Genomic DNA, 17,214 nt, shown 5'->3' with positions numbered 1-17,214 from the left:
CCCGATCAAGTCCGGGTATGACGATATGGGAGGATCGATGCCCTGGAGCGAGCCCACAGGATCAAGTCTAGGTATGACCGAAACAGGAGTGGGACTTTAAGTCAGCGCTAATCGGGCTTGATCCCACCACCTCCCCGCTTCGTCCGGTGTGCTGACTTCAATCTGAAATCAGAAGTTCGTCCGCCAATCTCCTGATGATAGTCATCCTTCATCACAACATTCACAGGCGATCTCCTTCCGCGTTGCGGAGCGCGCTCACGGGGCTGGGCGATGCGTCCGAACCGTCTATCATTTCGCGGTGGTTGCCTTAGCGTTTTCGCTCCAAACCTGTGCCTGATGGCGGCTTATTGTTTCTCCAGTAAGTGCTCGAAGACGCTCTCCACGTCGTCGAGAAAAGCACTCCATTCGCCGTCTTCATCCATCCCTGTGATGCGCAGCAGGAAGAGGCCTTCGACCGCCAGCAGGGCGACACGGGCCGCCTGCGCATCGGGCGCTCCGCCGCCCAGGCGCTCGAACATGGCACGGTACCACTGGCGGGTTTCCGCGATGTTTTGCGGGTTCTGGATGTAGGCGATCATCAGCCCGGCCATTTTGGCGTTCATGGCCGCCTGCGAACCGCGCATGACCCTGATGTACTTCCGGACGAGGTCGGCCGGCGGAACGTCGTCCATTCCACCAAGCAACTCGTCGAATTGGCGCGTCCATCTCTCGATCAGCGCGCGGACCAGATCGTCTTTCGACGAGAATGAATACTGTACACCACCCTTCGAGATGCGGGCCGCCTTGGCCAAGGCATTGATGGTCAGGCCGGCCGCGCCTTCACCGCGAACGATCCCTTCGGCGATTTCGAGCAACCCCTCACGCGTGATCGTCGGTTTTCTGCCCATCTCGTCGCTCCTTCACCACCGATGGCGATTGAAATCCATACGTATGTATTTATATCTGCGGCGCAATCCTTGTTCAGGTGAATGATGTCGTCCGCTTCCCTCCCGGCCAACCGCTGGCTTGTCCTCGTCGCCGTCATGATGGCCTTCCTCCCGGCGGTCCTCGACATGACAATCCTGCATGTCGCCGTCCCGACGCTGACGCAATCGCTGAATGCCTCCGGCACCGAAGTGCTGTGGATCATGGATATCTATCCGCTACTGATGGCGGGGCTATTGGTCCCGATGGGCACACTCGCGGACCGGGTTGGCAACCGCGTGATCCTGCTCATCGGCCTCGTCATCTTCGGAGTGGCCTCGGCATGGGCCGCCTTCGCGCAAAGCTCCGCCATGCTGATCGCCGCGCGCGTGCTCCTGGCTCTGGGCGGCTCGATGATCATGCCGTGCGTGCTGGGACTTATCCGCAAGACATTCGAAGATGAGGGCGAGCGCGCCATGGCTCTAGGCCTTTGGGGCATGGTCGGAGCCGCCGGCGCCGCGGTCGGGCCGCTCGTCGGCGGCGCTCTTCTGGAGCACTTCTGGTGGGGCTCGGTATTCCTGATCAATGTGCCGGTAATGCTGTTGGTGGCGCCGGCCTGCCATGTCCTACTACCGCGCGTCGAACGGACCACGTCTGGAAAGTGGGCCATCGGTCAGGCGTTGCCGCTGATCGCCGGCATGATATCAATCGTATATGGCGTCAAGGCCGGGTTCGGCGGCGGGCAGCCTCCGCCAATCATAGTTCTGGTGGTTGTCTTCGGCATCGCGGCCTTGACGCTGTTCGTGCGCCAGCAACTCCGGTCGTCCGAGCCGATGCTGGACCTGTCGCTCCTGTCCCATCCCGCGATCGTCGCTGGCCTGATCATGGCCATCGTCGCATCGGGGACGCTGGCCGGCGTCGAGTTGACGCTGGCGCAGGAACTGCAATATGTGCTGGGTAAGACACCGCTGCAGGCCGGCATCTTCATGATCCCCATCATGGCGGCGGCGGCCGTGGGCGGTCCAGTCGCGAGCCACCTGTCCAACCGGTTCGGTTTGCGGCTGGTCACCACAGTTTCGCTTTTGATCTCGGCGGGTGCGCTGGTGTCTCTCGCGCGAAGCGACTTCCACGATCCGGGCTTCCTCGTTCCATTCGCGCTTGCCATTCTCGGGCTCACGCTCAGCATCGGACTGACGGCCTCGTCGATCGCCATCATGGGCTCCGTCGATGGTCGCGAGGGCGGCGCGGCGGGCTCGCTGGAGGCGACGGGTCATGAGTTGGGCACCGGTCTCGGGATCACCCTGTTCGGCGTCTTCATGTCGAGCGTGTTCAGTCGCGCCATCGAACTGCCCGCCAGCCAATCACAGGCTTTTGCCGAACAGGCTTCCCGCACGATCGGAGATGCCTTCATCGTCGCCAGTGAGCTTCCGGGTGAGCAGGGCGCGGCATTGATCGAGGCGGGCAAGGCCGCCTTCACCCAAACGCACGCGGTCCTCCTGACGACGGCCGCCTTGGTGATCGCGGCGCTGGCGGTCGTGGTGTTCCTCACCCTCGCTGGATATCGCGGCCTTTCCCGCGCGCATCATTGACGCCCTTTCGCGGAGTATCGGACATGCTGATCATCGAAACCGAGCGCCTGATCCTCAGACCCTTCCGGGAGGGCGATGCGGCGGACCTCTTCGCTTATCTACGCGCACCCACCGCCCCCTGCTTCCTCTCGCTCAAGCTCGCGGATTTGGCTGAGGCGGAGATCGAGGTCGGGAAGCGCGCCCTCGACGAGGGCCGCGTGGCGATTTGCCTGAAAGGGACTGGTCAGGTGATCGGCGATCTGTTCGGCGGCGCCGGAGAGGATGAGGAGGACGAAACGGCCTCGGTCGGCTGGAACCTCAATCCGCGGTTCGGTGGTCAGGGATATGCGTTCGAAGCCGCTAGGGCCCTGCTCGACCATCTTTTCCGGGCAAAGGGTTTTCGCCGACTTTACGCCTATGTCGAAGACCACAACAAACCCTCGCGGCGCCTCTGCGAAAAGCTGGGCATGCGCCTGGAAGGCGTATTCGTCGAGTTCGTATCGTTCACCAAAGACGCCGCGGGCAATCCGATCTACGAGAACACCATGCAATACGCCATCCTGCGGCGTGAGTGGGAGACCTTGGGTGGGTGTCCACGGGATCAAGTCCGGTCATGACGCGAACGACGCGGGGAGCGCCGTTCCGACGACCGAAGATAGCTGGGGTTGGCGTCGGAGGGGAGCGCTCGGGGCATGCCAAGCGCCCGCCGGTGATGTAGTCTGCCGCGCGGGTTTCCTTGAAGAAGGTCTGTTCCTTGAAGCGGCTTCTGGTTGGGTGCCGGTTGTTCACCGGCGAGGACATCATCGAAGGGCATGCCCTGGTACTGGATGATTCCGTCATCACAGGCGTGACGCCGTTGGATCGATCGCCGACAGGCGCCGAGGTGGTTCGGCTTCCGCCGGACGCCCTGCTGGCTCCAGGTTTCATCGATGTCCAGGCGAACGGGGCCGGCGGCGTGTTGCTCAACGGCGATCCGACGGAGGCGACCGTCGTCACCCTGGCGGCGGCGCTCCGCCGGTTCGGCGGGACGGGGGTGCTGCCTACCCTGATCACCGACGAGCGCGCCAAGATGCGGCCAGCGGCGGAAGCCGTGATCGGCGCCGCAGGGCGGCAGGAGAACGGCATCCTTGGCATCCACTTCGAAGGTCCGTTCATCAGCCCCGAGAAGCCCGGTGTCCACGACCCCCGCCATATCCGGCGGATCGATGAGGAGGACCTGGAGTTCCTGTGCGGGCTGCCCGCCCGGCTGCCCCGGGGCCGCGTGCTGGTGACCCTGGCGCCCGAGGAGGTCGAGGACGCCGTAATCGCGCGGCTAGCCAACGCGGGCGTACTGGTCTCCGCCGGGCATACCGTCGCCAGCTACCTGCGGACCAAGGCGGCCATCGCACATGGGCTGACCGGCTTCACGCACCTGTTCAACGCCATGCCGCCGATATCGAGCCGGCAGCCGGGCGTCGCGGTGGCGGCCCTGGAGCGGGACAATGGAACCTGGGCTGGCATCATCGTGGACGATATACACGTCGATCCGGCGACCCTGAGGATGGCGCTGGCCGCCAGAGGTCCCGGTGGGCTGTTCCTGGTGACCGACGCGATGCCGCCGGTCGGCAGCGACATCACCGAATTCCAGCTTTACGGCCAGACCATCTTTCGGCGCGGCGGCAGGCTGGTGACCGCCGGCGGCACCTTGGGCGGCGCCGACATCGACATGGCGTCGTCCGTGCGGAACTGTGTATCGCTGCTGGGCCTGCCGCTGGAGGAAGCCCTGCGCATGGCATCGCTGTATCCGGCCACATTCCTGGGGATGGCCGGACGATATGGCCGGCTGGCGGCGGGACACCAAGCGGATCTGGTCCTGCTGGACCGGGAGAACCACGTGCTGTCCACCTGGGTTGGCGGTGTCCGTTCGGATTATGGTTGATGCCGTTTCGGTCGTTTGACGACCTGGGTGGGGGATTTCGGCCACGGCCGCCCTACATGGAGCCCTACATGAGGAATGTGGCCGCCTCGCCAAGAGACCCGGCCAACCACGAGAGGAACGACGCCATGGCTCCCGATTGGATGAACAGACGCACCTTGCTCGGCACCGCGACCGTCGCCGCCGCCGCGACAGCCGCCGCCCCCGTGATGATGTCCGGCGCCGCCCGCGCCCAGACCGTGCCGGCGCAAGCGAACGCCCAACTTCCCGGCAGCTTCCGCTATAAAGTTGGATCGTTCGAGTTGACCTCCCTGTTCGACGGTTATGGCACGCGGCCGATCGACGAGAAATTCGTCGTCAACGCCCCGGTGGATCAGGTCCAAGCGGCCTTGCGGGACGCGTTTCGCCCAACCGACGCCTTGCGGATCACCTACACGCCGACGGTCGTCCACACCGGCAGCCAAGTGGTGCTGCTCGATACCGGCAGCGGCGGCAAGCTGGGTCCGACCACCGGCATGATGAGCCGCAACCTCGCGGCGGCTGGGATCGATCCGGCGTCGATCACCGTCATCGTGATCTCCCACTTCCACGGCGACCATATCTCGGGCATCAAGACGACCGACGGCAAGCTGGCTTTTCCGAACGCCGAGATCCTGGTGCCGGAAGCCGAATGGGCGTTCTGGATGGACGACGGCCAGATGAGCCGGGCGCCAGCCGGCATGCAGCAGGCCTTCGCGCTGGTTCGGTCAACCTTTGGCGATCTTGGCGACAGGGTCAGGCGCTACAAGGACGGCGAGGAGGTGGTGCCGGGCTTCCAGGCGGTGGCGGCGTATGGACACACGCCCGGCCACACCGCGCTCCAGATCTCGTCCGGATCGGACACCGTGATGGCGCTGGCGGACACGACCAACGTGCCATTCCTGTTCGCGCGCAACCCGGACTGGTCCGCCGTGTTCGACATGGACGCCGCCATGGCGCGGGCGACGCGGCGCAAGCTGCTCGACCGCTTGGCGACCGATAGGGCCCTGGCGTTCGGCTATCACTGGGGTCTGCCCAACGCGGGCCATGTTCGGCGCGAGGGCGACGGTTACGCCTTCGCCCCGCTGGCCTATGTCCAGACGCTGTGAGGTCGATTGGGCCGAGGCTCGCCCCCCTCCCCTATTGACGCGTCTTAATTGAACAGGTCGTTGTAGGGCCGTAGGCCGGGTAGAGCGTACCGGCACCCGACAAGCCGGCGAGTTGGTGTCGGGTGCCGGTACGCTCTAACCGACCTACAGTCCCCGCAATGCCGGATCAAGGAAACAGGGTGACGTCATGAAACTGGAAGGCTCATGCCGCTGCGGCGCGGTCAAGTTTTCGCTGAACTCGCCGACGCCGGTTCCCTTCATGCTGTGCTACTGCACGATCTGCCGAAAGAGCGATGGCGGCGGAGGTTATGCCATCAACCTCGGCGGCGACGCCGATACGCTGACGGTCGAGGGTCGCGAGGCGGTCGCGACATGGCGGGCGCCGCTGGGGGAGCCGGACGAGTCCGGTGAACCGCGGCTGGGTTCGTCACATCGGCATTTCTGCAAGCATTGCGGCACGGCGCTGTGGGCGGAGGACCCGGACTGGCCCGAGCTGGTCCATCCCTTCGCGTCGGCGATCGACACGCCACTGCCCACCCCGCCGGAGCGTGTCCACATCATGCTCGACTTCAAGGCGCCGTGGGTCAAGGTACCGTCGGGACCGGGCGAGGTCCACTTCGCCCGCTATCCCGACGAGTCCCTGGAGGACTGGCATCGTCGTCACGGCCTCCTGGACGAGTGAACCCGGGGCAAAGGCGCGCCGGCCTCAGCCCTGGCCCCAGGGCAGGCCGGCGCGCTTCCAGCCGGCGACGGTGCCACGGTGCCCCTGGGCATCCTTGGGTCCCTCGAAGCCATCGGCGATGTTGAAGACCTGGGTGAACCCATTCTCGGCCGCCAGCTTGGCGGCGGCTGTGCTGCGGACGCCGGAGCGGCAGAGGAAATAGACCTTGTCCTCCGGCTCGACCCCTTCGACCCGCATCTTGTGCAGGAAGTCCCGATCGATCTCCATGCCGGGATAGACCTGCCATTGCAGCCTGACCGCCGTCTTGCCGATCGACGACAGATCGGGCTGTCCGACATAGGACCATTCCGGAGCCGTGCGGACATCCACGAGCTTGGCGGATGGGTCATTCCTCAACGCCTCCCAGACATCCTCCGGCATCACGTTTGGAATTTCAGCGCTCATTGTAAGGTCTCCCCTGCTTGTCGCCCGATGATGCCGGCACTCTCGGCATCATCGGGAGCCGGGTCAAGGGCGCGGGGCGCCGATGCGGGACCGGAGGACCGATTCGAGGCGGCGAACCTCGCGTTCGGCTTGGGCCGGGCTTTTGAAAACGCGGCCATCGAGCGACCGCGCCGAGGCAGTGGAGGCGAAGAAACGGTACCCATCATCCTGAAGAACAACGACTCCGACCGCCGCGTCGGCGGTTTCGATGATGAAGGCTGGTGCTGCGGACATGCTCTACTCCAAGAACCCGCGCCTCTACCAACCCGCGCGGCGAGGTTCCAACAACGAACCCAGGTTTCCGTTCCGTTCCGACTCTTTCGATAATGATCTCCCTTGAAATCATTTTGGCCGGTTCCGGCCAAGCCTTGCCGCGCCGCCTCGCGCGCGGCTACAACGGACGCCATGATCCACGCCCCCGCCCTCGCTCCGGCGCTCGCCGCCACGCTCCCTGGCATCCGCTTCGCGTCGCCGCTGATCGAGGGCCGCCTGATCCTGCGTTACAAGCGGTTCCTGGCCGACGTGACGCTGGCGGACGGCACGGTGGTGACGGCCCATGTGCCGAATTCCGGGGCGATGCTCGGGCTGAACGCGCCGGGTTCCCGCGTCTGGCTATCGCACTCAGGCAGCCCGACCCGCAAATACGCCCACACGCTGGAGATGGTGGAGGCCGACGGCCAACCGATCGGCGTCAACACCAGCCACCCCAACGCCATCGCGGCGGCCGCCATCGCCGCCGGAGCGATCCCGGAGCTGGTGGGCTATTCCTCGATCCGGCGGGAGGTCAAGTACGGCCGCAATTCCCGGATCGACCTGCTGCTGGAGGACTCTGGCCGGGCGCCCGCCTATGTCGAGGTCAAGAACGTCCACCTGCGCCGGCCAGATCGCCATGGCGGGATGGCGGCCGAGTTCCCCGACTGCGTCACGACCAGGGGCGCCAAGCACTTGGTCGAACTGGCCGACATGGTCGCCTTGGGCTGCAGGGCGGTCATGCTGTATCTTGTGCAACGCACGGATTGCGACCACTTCCGAGTCGCGCATGATATCGACCTGTCCTACCATCGGGGCTTGGTGACTGCCGCGGCGGCCGGGGTCGAGACCTTGTGCTACTCCTGTGCCATCACTCCAGAGGCGATCCTGCTCGATCGGTCCCTGCCAGTGCATCTTGAAATCGCTTGAAGAATCACGGAACCAGAATGACTAGAGCCGAAGCGGACCAGACCGACGATCTCGACAGCAACCGCATCCGCCTGCATGGACCCGAGGATTTCGCGGGCATGCGCAAGGCGGGGCATCTGGCCGCGGCGACGCTCGACTTCATCACGCCCCATGTCGTCCCGGGAGTGACCACCGGGGAGCTCGACGTCCTGTGCGAACAGTTCATCCGCGACCACGGCGCGGTGCCGGCGCCGCTGGGCTATCGGGGATATCCCAAGGCGACCTGCATATCGATCAATCACGTCGTCTGCCACGGCATACCCAGTGACAAGCGCCTGCGTGACGGCGATGTCCTGAACATCGATATCACCGTCATCCTGGATGGCTGGTTCGGCGACACCAGCCGGATGTACATCGCCGGCGACGCCGTCAGCGTCAAGGCTCGGAAACTGATCGACGTGACCTATGACAGCCTGATGCTGGGGATCGCGGCGGTCAAGCCAGGCGCCACGCTGGGCGATGTCGGGTTCGCCATCCAGAAGTTCGCCGAATCGCACCGCTTCTCCGTTGTCCGCGACTTCTGCGGCCACGGCCTGGGCCGCGTCTTCCACGACGCGCCGTCGGTGCTGCATTTCGGCAGGCCCGGCCAGGGTGTCGTGCTGCGCGAGGGCATGTTCTTCACGATCGAACCGATGATCAACGCCGGCCGCCACGACGTGAAGATCCTGTCCGATGGCTGGACGGCGGTGACCAAGGACAAGAGCCTGTCGGCGCAGTTCGAGCATTCGATCGGCGTCACCAAGGACGGCTGCGAGATCTTCACGCTGTCCCCGGCCGGCCACACCAAGCCGCCCTACGCCACCACCTGACCGCGCCGCCGTCGGAACCGCGCGTGTTGAAAATCATCGGCTGACAACCGTCACGCGACACGGCTATAGTTCCACATGCCCACGCATGTGGAACTGACGCGAGGATCGCGTGACTGAACTGGATCAGGACGAGGCGGATCATCTCGGCCACCGCGACCGCGTCCGCGCCCGCTTTCTCACGGCCGGCGCGGAGGCGATGCACGACTATGAACTGCTGGAGCTGCTGCTGTTCGCGGCGATCCCCCGCCGCGACGTCAAGCCGCTCGCCAAGAGGCTGTTGCGCGCCTTTGGCGGTTTGTGGGGTGTCTTGACCGCGACCCCTGACGCGCTGCGCCAGAAGGAGCCCAAGCTATCCGACGGGACCGTGGTCGCCCTGACCATCGTCGGCGCCGCCGCCCTGCGCATGACGCGGCAGGAGATCATCGACAAGCCGGTGCTGAGCACGTGGCAGCGGCTGCTGGACTATTGCCACGGCGCCATGTCGAACCTGCCGACCGAGCAATTCCGCCTGCTGTTCCTGGATCGCAAGAACGCGCTGATCGCCGACGAGGTGCAGCAGCGCGGCACGGTCGACCATACGCCAGTCTATCCCAGAGAGGTGATCAAGCGGGCGCTGGAAGTGGGCGCCTCGTCGATCATCCTGGTCCACAACCACCCGAGCGGCGACCCGACGCCCAGCCGGGCCGACATCGAGATGACCAAGGAGATCGGCAAGGCCGCCGCCGCGATGGGCATCACGCTCCATGATCATCTCGTGATCGGCAAGGGCAAGCACGCCAGCTTCAAGGCGATGGGCATCCTCTGAGCCATTCCCGAGGGGCAAGGCGTCAGGACGCGTAGTCGGGTTCCTCCCGGTCGAGGATCCGCATCAGCTCGGCGAAGTGGCGGCCGGAATTGTCCTCCTGGGCGATCTGCTGGGCGACCTTGCGCGCCATGTCGTCGGGCACGCGCTTGAGCGGACGTCCGGTCGACATGGCGAGCACCTGATTCTGGCAAGCCCGTTCCAGGTAGTACATCGTGTCGAAGGCGAAGGCGACGCTGTGGCCGGTCACCGTGACGCCGTGGTTCGCCATGAACATGACTTGGTGGTTGCCCAGGGCGGCGCAGATCCGGTCGCCCTCGCCGTCGTCCAGCGCCAAGCCGTTGTAATCGTCGTCATAGGCGATGCGCTCGAAGAAGCGCAGGCCGTTCTGGTTGACGGGCTCCAGCCTTCCGCCCTCCAGAGTCGTCAGAGCGGTCGCGTAAGGCATGTGGCAATGCAGGATGCAGCGGGCCTGGGGAACGCCGCGATGCAGCCGCGAATGGATGAAGAAGGCGGTCGGCTCGGGCGCCTCGCCGCCGCCGGTGACCGTGCCGTCCGGCTCGACCAACAACAGGTCGGAGGCGCGGATCCGGGAGAAATGCATGCCGTGGGGATTGACCAGGAAACGGTCGCCGCTGTCGCTGACCGCCACGCTGAAGTGGTTGCAGACGCCTTCGTGAAAGCCCAGCCGCGCCGCCCAGCGGAAAGCCGCCGCAAGTTCGACCCGCTGGCGCTGGATGTCATCGGTCTCCATCTTCCGTCTTCCTCCCTCATGATTGTTGGACGCCCGCCGGGGGCGCGTCCATTCGCCTCGCCTTCGCGCGTCACCGTGACGATCTATTCACATGGACGGCGGTAAATAGAAACCGTGCCCCGCCCTTCTCTGCTATAAGGCCAGGGGATTTTTCGATTGGGTTACCCATAAGGCGTCAAGCATGAGCGAATTGGATTTCCGGGACGCGCGCGTCCTGATCATCGACGATCAGGAAATGAATATCGCGATGCTCTCCGGCATGCTGAAGAAACATGGGTTCCGCCAACGATTTTCGGCGAACGACCCGTTCGTCGGGATCGAGATGTTCCAGCGAATAGCGCCCCATCTGGTCCTGCTCGATATCGAGATGCCGGGTTTGGATGGCTATGGCGTGCTGGCGCGCATCCGCGCGATCAGTCCGGACGTGATGATCCCGGTGATCGTGCTGACCGCCCACACCGAGCAGGCGGTCCGCCTGAAGGCGATAGACGCGGGGGCCAGCGATTTCCTGACAAAACCGTTCGACGGGATGGAGGTGATCGGGCGCGCGCGCAACATGTCGATCCTGGGCATGATGTCGCGGCGGATCGCCGACGAGAATCGCCGGCTGGACGAGGCTGTCCGCTCGCGCACGGTCAAGCTGGAGCAGATGATCGACATCCTGCGGAACGCCGAGTCCGCCTTGTCGGCGAAGGCCAATGCCGCCGCCGAAACGACGAATCTGATGCGCGATCTGGCGGCGCGCGGCGCCCGAGGCTTCGCGTCCATGGCCGATTCCATTTTGGAGACCAGTCTGGCGAACGCTGTCGAGACGCCGGAATGGCTGGCGATCAGCGGTGTGGCGGAGCGGATCAAGCTGACCGCCGAGGAGATCGAACTGATCGCCGACGCCGAGCGGCGCGACCTGACCGTCTCACGCCAGCGCGTGGAGTTGAGACCCGCCGTCGCCACCGCCGTGACGGCTGTGGCCGGCACCGCGCAGGCGCGGAGCGTGACGCTGACCGTCGCCCTCGACGCGGCGCCGGAGTACGTCATGATCGACAGGAGCTGGTTCGGCGTGGCGCTCCAGCGGGTGCTGACCGAGGCGATCGACTGCACGCCGTCACCGGGAGAGGTCAAGGTCGCGTGGGACGGCGCCGATGGACCGGGATGGCTGTCGGTGACCGACGGCGGGCCGCCGGTGACGCTGGCTCAGCCGCGCGAACTCGCCATGCCGTTCGACGTCCGGCGGGTCCAGCCTTCGGCGCGCGATGCCCGGACGGGACTTGGGCTCGCCATCGCCAACGCCCTGACGCGGATGATGGGATCCGAACTGGAGATCACCGGGACCGACGAGGGGGCGGCGTACCGCATTCGGTTGGGAACGGAATGAGGAAGAGGGTCGCCTCGCAACGACAACAGGCGCGGGGAACGCCCGCGCCTGTCTGAAAACTCCAACTTACCGCGGCGCGGCAAATATCAGAGCTTCTCCTGCACGTTGCCGGCGCCCTTCTGGATCTTGCCTTCGGCCTTATCCAAGTTCCCCTCGGCCTTGAGCTTCTCGTCGCCGGTCAAATTGCCGATGCCCTTCTTGATGTCGCCCTTGATGTCCTTGGCGGCGCCCTCGATCTGATCGCGATTCATGGTCGGTCCCTTCAAGTTGACTTCTGATGATAAAACGCGGGGCAAACGGATTTGTTGCATGGGGTCGAAACCGAACGCGTGTCACCGCTTCGCGTATTTGGCCCCTATGGAGATTCGGGCTTGCGCCCGCTATGGTCGGCGCCAGCCGCGACCCGAGTTGATCGCCCCCGCCACCCGCCGCACGTGAGAGATGACCGATGATTCCCCGCTATAGCCGCCCGGAGATGGCCCGCATCTGGGAACCCGAGAACAAGTTCCGCATCTGGTTCGAGATCGAGGCGCACGCCTGCGACGCCCAGGCCGAACTTGGCGTCATCCCGCGCTCCGCCGCCGAGACGGTTTGGCAAAAGGGCAAGTTCGAGATCGACCGGATCGACGAGATCGAGCGGGAGACCAAGCACGACGTCATCGCCTTCCTGACCAACCTCGCGGAATACATCGGCCCGGACGCCCGCTTCGTCCACCAGGGCATGACCTCGTCCGACGTGCTGGACACGACGCTGGCGGTCCAGTTGGCGCAGGCGTCCGATCTGCTGTTGGCCAATCTCGACGGTTTGCTGGCCGCCTTGAAGCGCCGCGCGATCGAGCACAAGGACACGCCGACGATCGGCCGCAGCCACGGCATCCACGCCGAGCCGACCACGTTCGGCCTCAAGCTGGCCGGCCACTACGCCGCCTTCGCCCGAAACCGCGAGCGTCTGGTCGCGGCCCGGGCCGAGATCGCGACCTGCGCCATCTCGGGTGCCGTCGGCACCTTCGCCAACATCGACCCGTTCGTGGAGCGCCACGTCGCGGAGAAGATGGGGCTGGCGGTCGAGCCGGTCTCGACCCAGGTCATCCCGCGCGACCGGCACGCCATGTTCTTCGCGACCTTGGGCGTGATCGCGTCGTCGGTCGAGAACCTGGCGACCGAGATCCGCCACCTGCAGCGCACCGAGGTCCGCGAGGCCGAGGAGTTCTTCTCGCCGGGCCAGAAGGGCTCGTCGGCGATGCCGCACAAGCGCAATCCCGTGCTGTCGGAGAACCTGACCGGCCTTGCCCGGCTGGTGCGGGCGGCGGTCACGCCGGCGCTGGAGAACGTGGCGCTGTGGCACGAGCGGGACATCTCGCACTCGTCGGTCGAACGGGTCATGGCTCCCGACGCCACCGTCACGCTGGACTTCGCGCTGGCCCGCGCCACCAGCATGATGGAGAAGCTGGTGATCTATCCCGAGCGGATGCGGAAGAACCTGGACGATCTGGGCGGGCTGGTGTTCTCGCAGCGGGTGCTGCTGGCGCTGACCCAGGCTGGGATGAGCCGCGAGGGCGCCTATGTCGCGGTCCAGCGGAACGCCATGTCGGTCTGGGAGAAGGGCGGCAGCTTCCTCCAGAACCTGCAGAACGACGCGGAGGTGGCGAAGCACATCGACGCCGACGCCATCGCGGCGCTGTTCAACATGGCGTACCACACCAAGCACGTCGACACGATCTTCAAGCGCGTCTTCGGCGAGTGAGGTCGGAAGCTGGCCGGAGGGTGACGCCAGGCGCCGCCACCCTCCGCCGGATCCCGCGTCATTGGTTGTTGATCTGCTCCCGGGCGACCTGGAGAAGGAGTTCGGCCTCCTTCTCCACCCGATGCCGGCTGACGTCGATACCCCGCGCCTCGAAGTCGGCGCAGACCTTTCGGATCAGGTCGGCATGCCCGGCCTCCTCGAAATCCGCGTCGACCATGGTCTTGGCGTAGGCTTCCGCCTCCGGCTTCTCGAACCTCATCTGCTCCGCCGCCCAAAGGCCCAGCAGCTTGGCGCGCCTAACCTGGATCTTGAACAGCAGTTCCTCGTCGTGCTTGAACTTGTTCTCGAAGGCTCTCTCGCGCTCGTCAAACGTGGTCATTCGACCTTCTCCCAACTAGGCTTTGGTACGGGTAGGTTTTGAACGGTCACCTGGAACCGTTCGGTGGCGGTTCTCCACCCTACATAATGGCAAATCGGACGGACGACCATGTGCTCTATCGTCATTCTACGCCAACCGGGCGCGACATTCCCTCTGATGATCGGGGGCAACCGCGACGAAATGGCCGGTCGCCCCTGGAAGCCTCCCGCCCGCCACTGGCCCGAGCGATCGGATGTGCTGGGCGGGATCGACGAACTGGCGGGCGGCAGCTGGCTGGCGCTGAACGACACCGGCGTGGTCGCCGTGGTGCTGAACCGGATGGGCACGCTGGGGCCGGAAGCCGGCAAGCGCAGCCGGGGCGAGTTGGTGCTGGACGCGCTGGACCACGCCGACGCGGCCGACGCGGCGCGGGCGCTGGCGCACCTGGACCCGGCGGCGTACCGCCCGTTCAACCTGGTGGTCGCCGACAACCGCGACGCGTTCTGCCTCAGCCGGCGCGAGGATGGCGGCCGGATCGAGATCGCGCGGGTGCCGGAAGGCTTGTCGATGGTGACCGCGCACGACCTCAACGACGACTCGAGCCCCCGGATCGGCTTCTTTCGGCCGCTGTTCGCCCACGCCGCGGTTCCCGACCCGATCAAGGGTGACTGGAAGGCGTGGGAGGAGCTGCTGGGCAGCAGGATCTGGGATGGCGACATCGGCCCGCGCGGCGCCATGTGCGTGGTGACCGATACCGGCTTCGGGACCACCAGCAGCGCGCTGCTGGCCCTTCCCGGCGTCGACCATCCGGACCTGAAACCGGTCTTCCGGTTCTGTCCGGGACGGCCGGACGTGACACCCTGGCAAGAGGTCGATCCGTCGTAGCGGTGAATGCTCCGAATTCCGGTTCCATTGTGCTAAAGATGGCGCCTTGCTATATCAGCAACCATATTACCCGGACCGGTCCGTATAATCCCGGTCCAGTCACTTCCGGAAGCCCATCATGACGCGACGCAGGCGGATCTACGAGGGCAAGGCGAAGGTTCTGTTCGAGGGACCGGAGCCGGGCACTCTGGTTCAGTATTTCAAGGACGACGCGACCGCCTTCAACAACCAGAAGCGAGGCATCATCACGGGCAAGGGCGTCCTGAACAACAGGATCTCCGAATACCTGATGACCAAGCTGGGTGAGATCGGCGTACCGACGCATTTCGTCCGCCGGCTCAACATGCGCGAGCAACTCGTCCGCGAAGTGGAGATCATTCCGATCAGCCTGGTCGTGCGCAATGTCGCCGCGGGATCGCTGTCGAAGCGGTTCGGCATTCCCGAGGGAACGCAGCTGCCGCGTTCGATCATGGAGTATTACTACAAGTCGGATGAGTTGAACGATCCGATGGTTTCCGAGGAGCACATCACCGCGTTCGGCTGGGCGACACCCCAGGACCTGGACGACATGATGGCCCTGTCGCTGCGGATCAACGATTACCTCTCCGGCCTGTTCCTCGGCATCGGCCTGAAGCTGGTCGATTTCAAGATCGAGTTCGGCCGGTTGTGGGAAAACGACGAGATGCGGATCGTGCTGGCCGACGAGATCAGCCCCGACAATTGCCGTCTGTGGGACGTCAAGACCAACCAGAAGCTCGACAAGGACCGGTTCCGGGAGGATCTTGGCCGGGTCGAGGAGGCGTACCAGGAAGTGGCGCGCCGGCTGGGGATCCTGCCCGAGGGCGGTCCCGGCGATTTCAACACACCGAAGCTGATGCAGTAGCGGCAGCGCTCCCCAAGTCGGATAGAGACATCATGAAGGCAAATGTTCACGTCACCCTGAAGCGTGGCGTTCTCGACCCCCAGGGCAAGGCCATCGGTCACGCGCTGCAATCCCTCGGCTTCGACGGTGTCGACGATGTCCGGCAGGGCAAGTTCATCGAGTTGGAACTGGCCGAGACCGACCAGGACGCCGCCCGCGCGGCGGTCGAGGCGATGTGCCAGAAGCTGCTGGCGAACACGGTGATCGAGGACTACCGAATCGACTTCGTCGGCTGACGCTTCGGTATTCGTGACCTCCTTCGATACCGCCGTTCAGGCGCTGCTGGACATCGACCCGATCTTCGCGCGCTGCCTGGAGGCTGGCGGTCCTTTGCCGGCGCCGGTGCCGCGCGAACCGTCCGGCTTTCCTGGATTGCTGCGGATCATCCTGGAACAGCAGGTATCCACCCTCGCCGCCGAGGCGATGTGGCGGAAGCTGTGCGAAGCCGCCGGAGCGGTCACGCCGGAGCGGGTACTGTCGCTCGACGACGACACGCTGAAGGCCTGCGGCTTCAGCCGACAGAAGACGGTCTACGCGCGGGGTTTGGCGGCGGACGCGGCGGAGGGCAGGCTCGACATGGCCGCCATCGACCGGATGCCGGACGAGGAGGCGATCGAGACCCTGGTGCGCTTCAAGGGGATCGGCCGCTGGAGCGCCGAGATCTATCTGCTGCTGGTGCTTGGCCGTCCCGATCTGTGGCCGGTCGACGACTTGGCGGTGGCCGTCGGGCTGCAATGGCTGCTCGACCGCGACCAGCGGCCGCCCCGTGACGAGCTGCTGGCGATGGGCGAGCCCTGGCGTCCCCATCGCGGCACGGCGGCTCGACTGATCTGGCATTACTACATGGCGGTCGCCCCCGCGCGCCGCCGCGCCAAGCGCGCCGTGGCGGCTCCGGCATTGCCTCTGGCGGAGAGCGTCGCCACCCCTAAATGATAGGGGGCCGGATATGGCCAAAATGGGGGGACGCTATGACGCAGCCGATCAGAAGGGCGAGAAGCACGACCACCATCCTGGGCGCCGCCGCCCTCGCCGCCTGTATGGCGTTCTCCGTCCCCGCCAGCGCCGCGCCGCGCGAATACCGGATCGACCCGGAGCACGCGTCGTTCGGCTTCCTCGTGTCCCACATCGGCTACGCCAACGTGATGGGCATGTTTCGGGAGGTGGCTGGAAGCTTCCGGTTCGACGAGGAGACCCAGACGCTGTCGGACGTCACCGTGACGGTCAAGACCGCCAGCGTCTTCACCAACCATGAGAAGCGCGACGAGCATCTGCGGAAGGAGGAATTCTTCTGGACGGAACGCCATCCGGAGATGACCTTCACCATGACATCGGCCCAGAAGACCGGCGACCGTACCGGCAAGATGACCGGTGACCTATCGATCCGCGGCGTCACCAAGCCGGTGACGTTCGACGTCACCCTGAACAAGACAGGCGAGTACCCGTTCGGCGGCGGCTTGTTCAGCAAGCCGAATTACGTGGCCGGCGCCTCGGTCCGAGGCACCATCCGCCGCAGCGAGTGGGGAATGATGTACGGGACCGACAACGGCTGGGTCGGCGACGACATCCAGCTGATCGTCGAGTTCGAAGGGATCCGGCAAAACTGAGCGGGCAGCGCTTCGGATCGCGCGCTTGCATTGACCCGGCCGGCTCTTTAGTGTCTGCCGCAATTGCC

Annotated in this window: 21 protein-coding genes; 15 read left to right on the top strand and 6 right to left on the bottom strand. The window is 65.3% G+C overall.

The genetic code is table 11. The features are described 5' to 3' along the window. Window positions 1-344 precede the first annotated feature (344 nt). Complete coding sequence (locus tag N825_RS03520; RefSeq protein WP_037447054.1) at window positions 345-887, bottom strand: TetR/AcrR family transcriptional regulator; 543 nt, start codon at window positions 885-887, stop codon at window positions 345-347. Between the two features lie 84 nt (window positions 888-971). On the opposite strand from N825_RS03520, the gene N825_RS03515 reads away from it, so the two are divergent. The 5 genes from N825_RS03515 to N825_RS03495 all read left to right on the top strand — a co-directional run bounded on the left by N825_RS03515 (window position 972) and on the right by N825_RS03495 (window position 6,195). Continuing rightward, window positions 972-2,492, top strand: a complete 1,521-nt coding sequence (locus N825_RS03515) for an MFS transporter (protein ID WP_037447723.1) — start codon at window positions 972-974, stop codon at window positions 2,490-2,492. Between the two features lie 23 nt (window positions 2,493-2,515). After that, the gene (locus N825_RS03510; protein ID WP_051511486.1) at window positions 2,516-3,088 is read left to right on the top strand and encodes a GNAT family N-acetyltransferase; all 573 of its coding nucleotides are present in this window, start codon (window positions 2,516-2,518) and stop codon (window positions 3,086-3,088) included. A 137-nt stretch (window positions 3,089-3,225) separates the two neighbouring features. After that, entirely contained in the window at window positions 3,226-4,389 is a 1,164-nt protein-coding gene (gene nagA, locus N825_RS03505) for an N-acetylglucosamine-6-phosphate deacetylase (RefSeq protein ID WP_037447052.1), read from the top strand. Window positions 4,390-4,457: 68 nt separating this feature from the next. Then, window positions 4,458-5,513, top strand: coding sequence for an MBL fold metallo-hydrolase (locus N825_RS03500; protein ID WP_198038167.1), 1,056 nt, complete (start codon window positions 4,458-4,460; stop codon window positions 5,511-5,513). A 187-nt stretch (window positions 5,514-5,700) separates the two neighbouring features. Then, complete coding sequence (locus N825_RS03495; protein ID WP_037447050.1) at window positions 5,701-6,195, top strand: GFA family protein; 495 nt, start codon at window positions 5,701-5,703, stop codon at window positions 6,193-6,195. Window positions 6,196-6,219: 24 nt separating this feature from the next. Here N825_RS03495 and N825_RS03490 read toward each other — a convergent pair whose 3' ends face one another. Together N825_RS03490 and N825_RS03485 are read right to left on the bottom strand one after the other, a co-directional pair. Beyond that, the gene (locus N825_RS03490; protein WP_037447048.1) at window positions 6,220-6,639 is read right to left on the bottom strand and encodes a rhodanese-like domain-containing protein; all 420 of its coding nucleotides are present in this window, start codon (window positions 6,637-6,639) and stop codon (window positions 6,220-6,222) included. Between the two features lie 63 nt (window positions 6,640-6,702). Then, entirely contained in the window at window positions 6,703-6,912 is a 210-nt protein-coding gene (locus N825_RS03485) for a hypothetical protein (protein WP_037447046.1), read from the bottom strand. Window positions 6,913-7,134: 222 nt separating this feature from the next. Here N825_RS03485 and sfsA point away from each other — a divergent pair, with 222 nt between their 5' ends. From sfsA to radC, 3 genes are all read left to right on the top strand, one after another. Beyond that, window positions 7,135-7,857 (top strand): DNA/RNA nuclease SfsA, encoded by a 723-nt coding sequence (sfsA, locus tag N825_RS03480; RefSeq protein ID WP_037447714.1) that lies wholly within the window; start codon window positions 7,135-7,137, stop codon window positions 7,855-7,857. A 17-nt stretch (window positions 7,858-7,874) separates the two neighbouring features. Beyond that, the gene (map, locus tag N825_RS03475) at window positions 7,875-8,705 is read left to right on the top strand and encodes a type I methionyl aminopeptidase (RefSeq protein WP_037447043.1); all 831 of its coding nucleotides are present in this window, start codon (window positions 7,875-7,877) and stop codon (window positions 8,703-8,705) included. 109 nt (window positions 8,706-8,814) lie between these two features. Further along, window positions 8,815-9,510 carry a RadC family protein gene (radC, locus tag N825_RS03470; protein WP_037447040.1) on the top strand — a complete coding sequence of 232 codons (696 nt, stop codon included), beginning with the start codon at window positions 8,815-8,817 and terminating at the stop codon, window positions 9,508-9,510. A 22-nt stretch (window positions 9,511-9,532) separates the two neighbouring features. Here radC and N825_RS03465 read toward each other — a convergent pair whose 3' ends face one another. After that, window positions 9,533-10,348 (bottom strand): aldolase, encoded by an 816-nt coding sequence (locus N825_RS03465; RefSeq protein ID WP_281174349.1) that lies wholly within the window; start codon window positions 10,346-10,348, stop codon window positions 9,533-9,535. 94 nt (window positions 10,349-10,442) lie between these two features. Between N825_RS03465 and N825_RS03460 the strand changes: the two genes are divergently transcribed. Next, window positions 10,443-11,633 carry a hybrid sensor histidine kinase/response regulator gene (locus tag N825_RS03460; protein ID WP_037447034.1) on the top strand — a complete coding sequence of 397 codons (1,191 nt, stop codon included), beginning with the start codon at window positions 10,443-10,445 and terminating at the stop codon, window positions 11,631-11,633. A gap of 86 nt (window positions 11,634-11,719) precedes the next feature. Here N825_RS03460 and N825_RS37505 read toward each other — a convergent pair whose 3' ends face one another. Continuing rightward, entirely contained in the window at window positions 11,720-11,884 is a 165-nt protein-coding gene (locus N825_RS37505; RefSeq protein WP_063833606.1) for a CsbD family protein, read from the bottom strand. A 197-nt stretch (window positions 11,885-12,081) separates the two neighbouring features. Here N825_RS37505 and purB point away from each other — a divergent pair, with 197 nt between their 5' ends. Further along, window positions 12,082-13,377: an adenylosuccinate lyase gene (gene purB, locus N825_RS03455; protein WP_037447031.1), complete on the top strand. Its 1,296-nt coding sequence runs from the start codon at window positions 12,082-12,084 to the stop codon at window positions 13,375-13,377. 58 nt (window positions 13,378-13,435) lie between these two features. On the opposite strand, the gene N825_RS03450 is transcribed toward purB, so the two are convergent. Next, entirely contained in the window at window positions 13,436-13,756 is a 321-nt protein-coding gene (locus tag N825_RS03450; RefSeq protein WP_037447028.1) for a DUF1476 domain-containing protein, read from the bottom strand. Between the two features lie 108 nt (window positions 13,757-13,864). On the opposite strand from N825_RS03450, the gene N825_RS03445 reads away from it, so the two are divergent. The 5 genes from N825_RS03445 to N825_RS03425 all read left to right on the top strand — a co-directional run bounded on the left by N825_RS03445 (window position 13,865) and on the right by N825_RS03425 (window position 17,146). Next, a complete protein-coding gene (locus N825_RS03445) occupies window positions 13,865-14,620 on the top strand; it encodes an NRDE family protein (RefSeq protein WP_037447024.1) in 756 nt (251 codons plus the stop codon). A gap of 118 nt (window positions 14,621-14,738) precedes the next feature. Then, entirely contained in the window at window positions 14,739-15,503 is a 765-nt protein-coding gene (gene purC / locus N825_RS03440) for a phosphoribosylaminoimidazolesuccinocarboxamide synthase (RefSeq protein ID WP_037447021.1), read from the top strand. 32 nt (window positions 15,504-15,535) lie between these two features. Further along, the gene (gene purS, locus N825_RS03435; protein ID WP_037447018.1) at window positions 15,536-15,778 is read left to right on the top strand and encodes a phosphoribosylformylglycinamidine synthase subunit PurS; all 243 of its coding nucleotides are present in this window, start codon (window positions 15,536-15,538) and stop codon (window positions 15,776-15,778) included. 13 nt (window positions 15,779-15,791) lie between these two features. Then, window positions 15,792-16,475 (top strand): DNA-3-methyladenine glycosylase family protein, encoded by a 684-nt coding sequence (locus N825_RS03430; protein WP_051511485.1) that lies wholly within the window; start codon window positions 15,792-15,794, stop codon window positions 16,473-16,475. A gap of 35 nt (window positions 16,476-16,510) precedes the next feature. Continuing rightward, window positions 16,511-17,146: a YceI family protein gene (locus N825_RS03425; RefSeq protein WP_037447015.1), complete on the top strand. Its 636-nt coding sequence runs from the start codon at window positions 16,511-16,513 to the stop codon at window positions 17,144-17,146. Window positions 17,147-17,214: the final 68 nt, after the last annotated feature.

Origin of the sequence: Skermanella stibiiresistens SB22, from assembly GCF_000576635.1 — a bacterium.
Taxonomy (GTDB): Bacteria; Pseudomonadota; Alphaproteobacteria; order Azospirillales; family Azospirillaceae; genus Skermanella; species Skermanella stibiiresistens.
Note: the sequence above shows the minus strand (reverse complement) of the source record. Positions and strands in the feature narration are given on the sequence as shown.

Bases quoted from the DNA above. Each gene is read 5' to 3' on its own strand.
- N825_RS03515 (WP_037447723.1), top strand. From the start codon at position 972: ATGTCGTCCGCTTCCCTCCCGGCCAACCGCTGGCTTGTCCTCGTCGCC.
- purC (WP_037447021.1), top strand. From the start codon at position 14,739: ATGACGCGACGCAGGCGGATCTACGAGGGCAAGGCGAAGGTTCTGTTC.
- N825_RS03485 (WP_037447046.1), bottom strand. From the start codon at position 6,912: ATGTCCGCAGCACCAGCCTTCATCATCGAAACCGCCGACGCGGCGGTC.
- N825_RS03445 (WP_037447024.1), top strand. From the start codon at position 13,865: ATGTGCTCTATCGTCATTCTACGCCAACCGGGCGCGACATTCCCTCTG.
- N825_RS03460 (WP_037447034.1), top strand. From the start codon at position 10,443: ATGAGCGAATTGGATTTCCGGGACGCGCGCGTCCTGATCATCGACGAT.
- N825_RS03500 (WP_198038167.1), top strand. From the start codon at position 4,458: ATGAGGAATGTGGCCGCCTCGCCAAGAGACCCGGCCAACCACGAGAGG.
- purS (WP_037447018.1), top strand. From the start codon at position 15,536: ATGAAGGCAAATGTTCACGTCACCCTGAAGCGTGGCGTTCTCGACCCC.
- N825_RS03495 (WP_037447050.1), top strand. From the start codon at position 5,701: ATGAAACTGGAAGGCTCATGCCGCTGCGGCGCGGTCAAGTTTTCGCTG.
- purB (WP_037447031.1), top strand. From the start codon at position 12,082: ATGATTCCCCGCTATAGCCGCCCGGAGATGGCCCGCATCTGGGAACCC.
- N825_RS37505 (WP_063833606.1), bottom strand. From the start codon at position 11,884: ATGAATCGCGATCAGATCGAGGGCGCCGCCAAGGACATCAAGGGCGAC.
- N825_RS03425 (WP_037447015.1), top strand. From the start codon at position 16,511: ATGACGCAGCCGATCAGAAGGGCGAGAAGCACGACCACCATCCTGGGC.
- N825_RS03450 (WP_037447028.1), bottom strand. From the start codon at position 13,756: ATGACCACGTTTGACGAGCGCGAGAGAGCCTTCGAGAACAAGTTCAAG.
- map (WP_037447043.1), top strand. From the start codon at position 7,875: ATGACTAGAGCCGAAGCGGACCAGACCGACGATCTCGACAGCAACCGC.
- N825_RS03510 (WP_051511486.1), top strand. From the start codon at position 2,516: ATGCTGATCATCGAAACCGAGCGCCTGATCCTCAGACCCTTCCGGGAG.
- N825_RS03490 (WP_037447048.1), bottom strand. From the start codon at position 6,639: ATGAGCGCTGAAATTCCAAACGTGATGCCGGAGGATGTCTGGGAGGCG.
- N825_RS03520 (WP_037447054.1), bottom strand. From the start codon at position 887: ATGGGCAGAAAACCGACGATCACGCGTGAGGGGTTGCTCGAAATCGCC.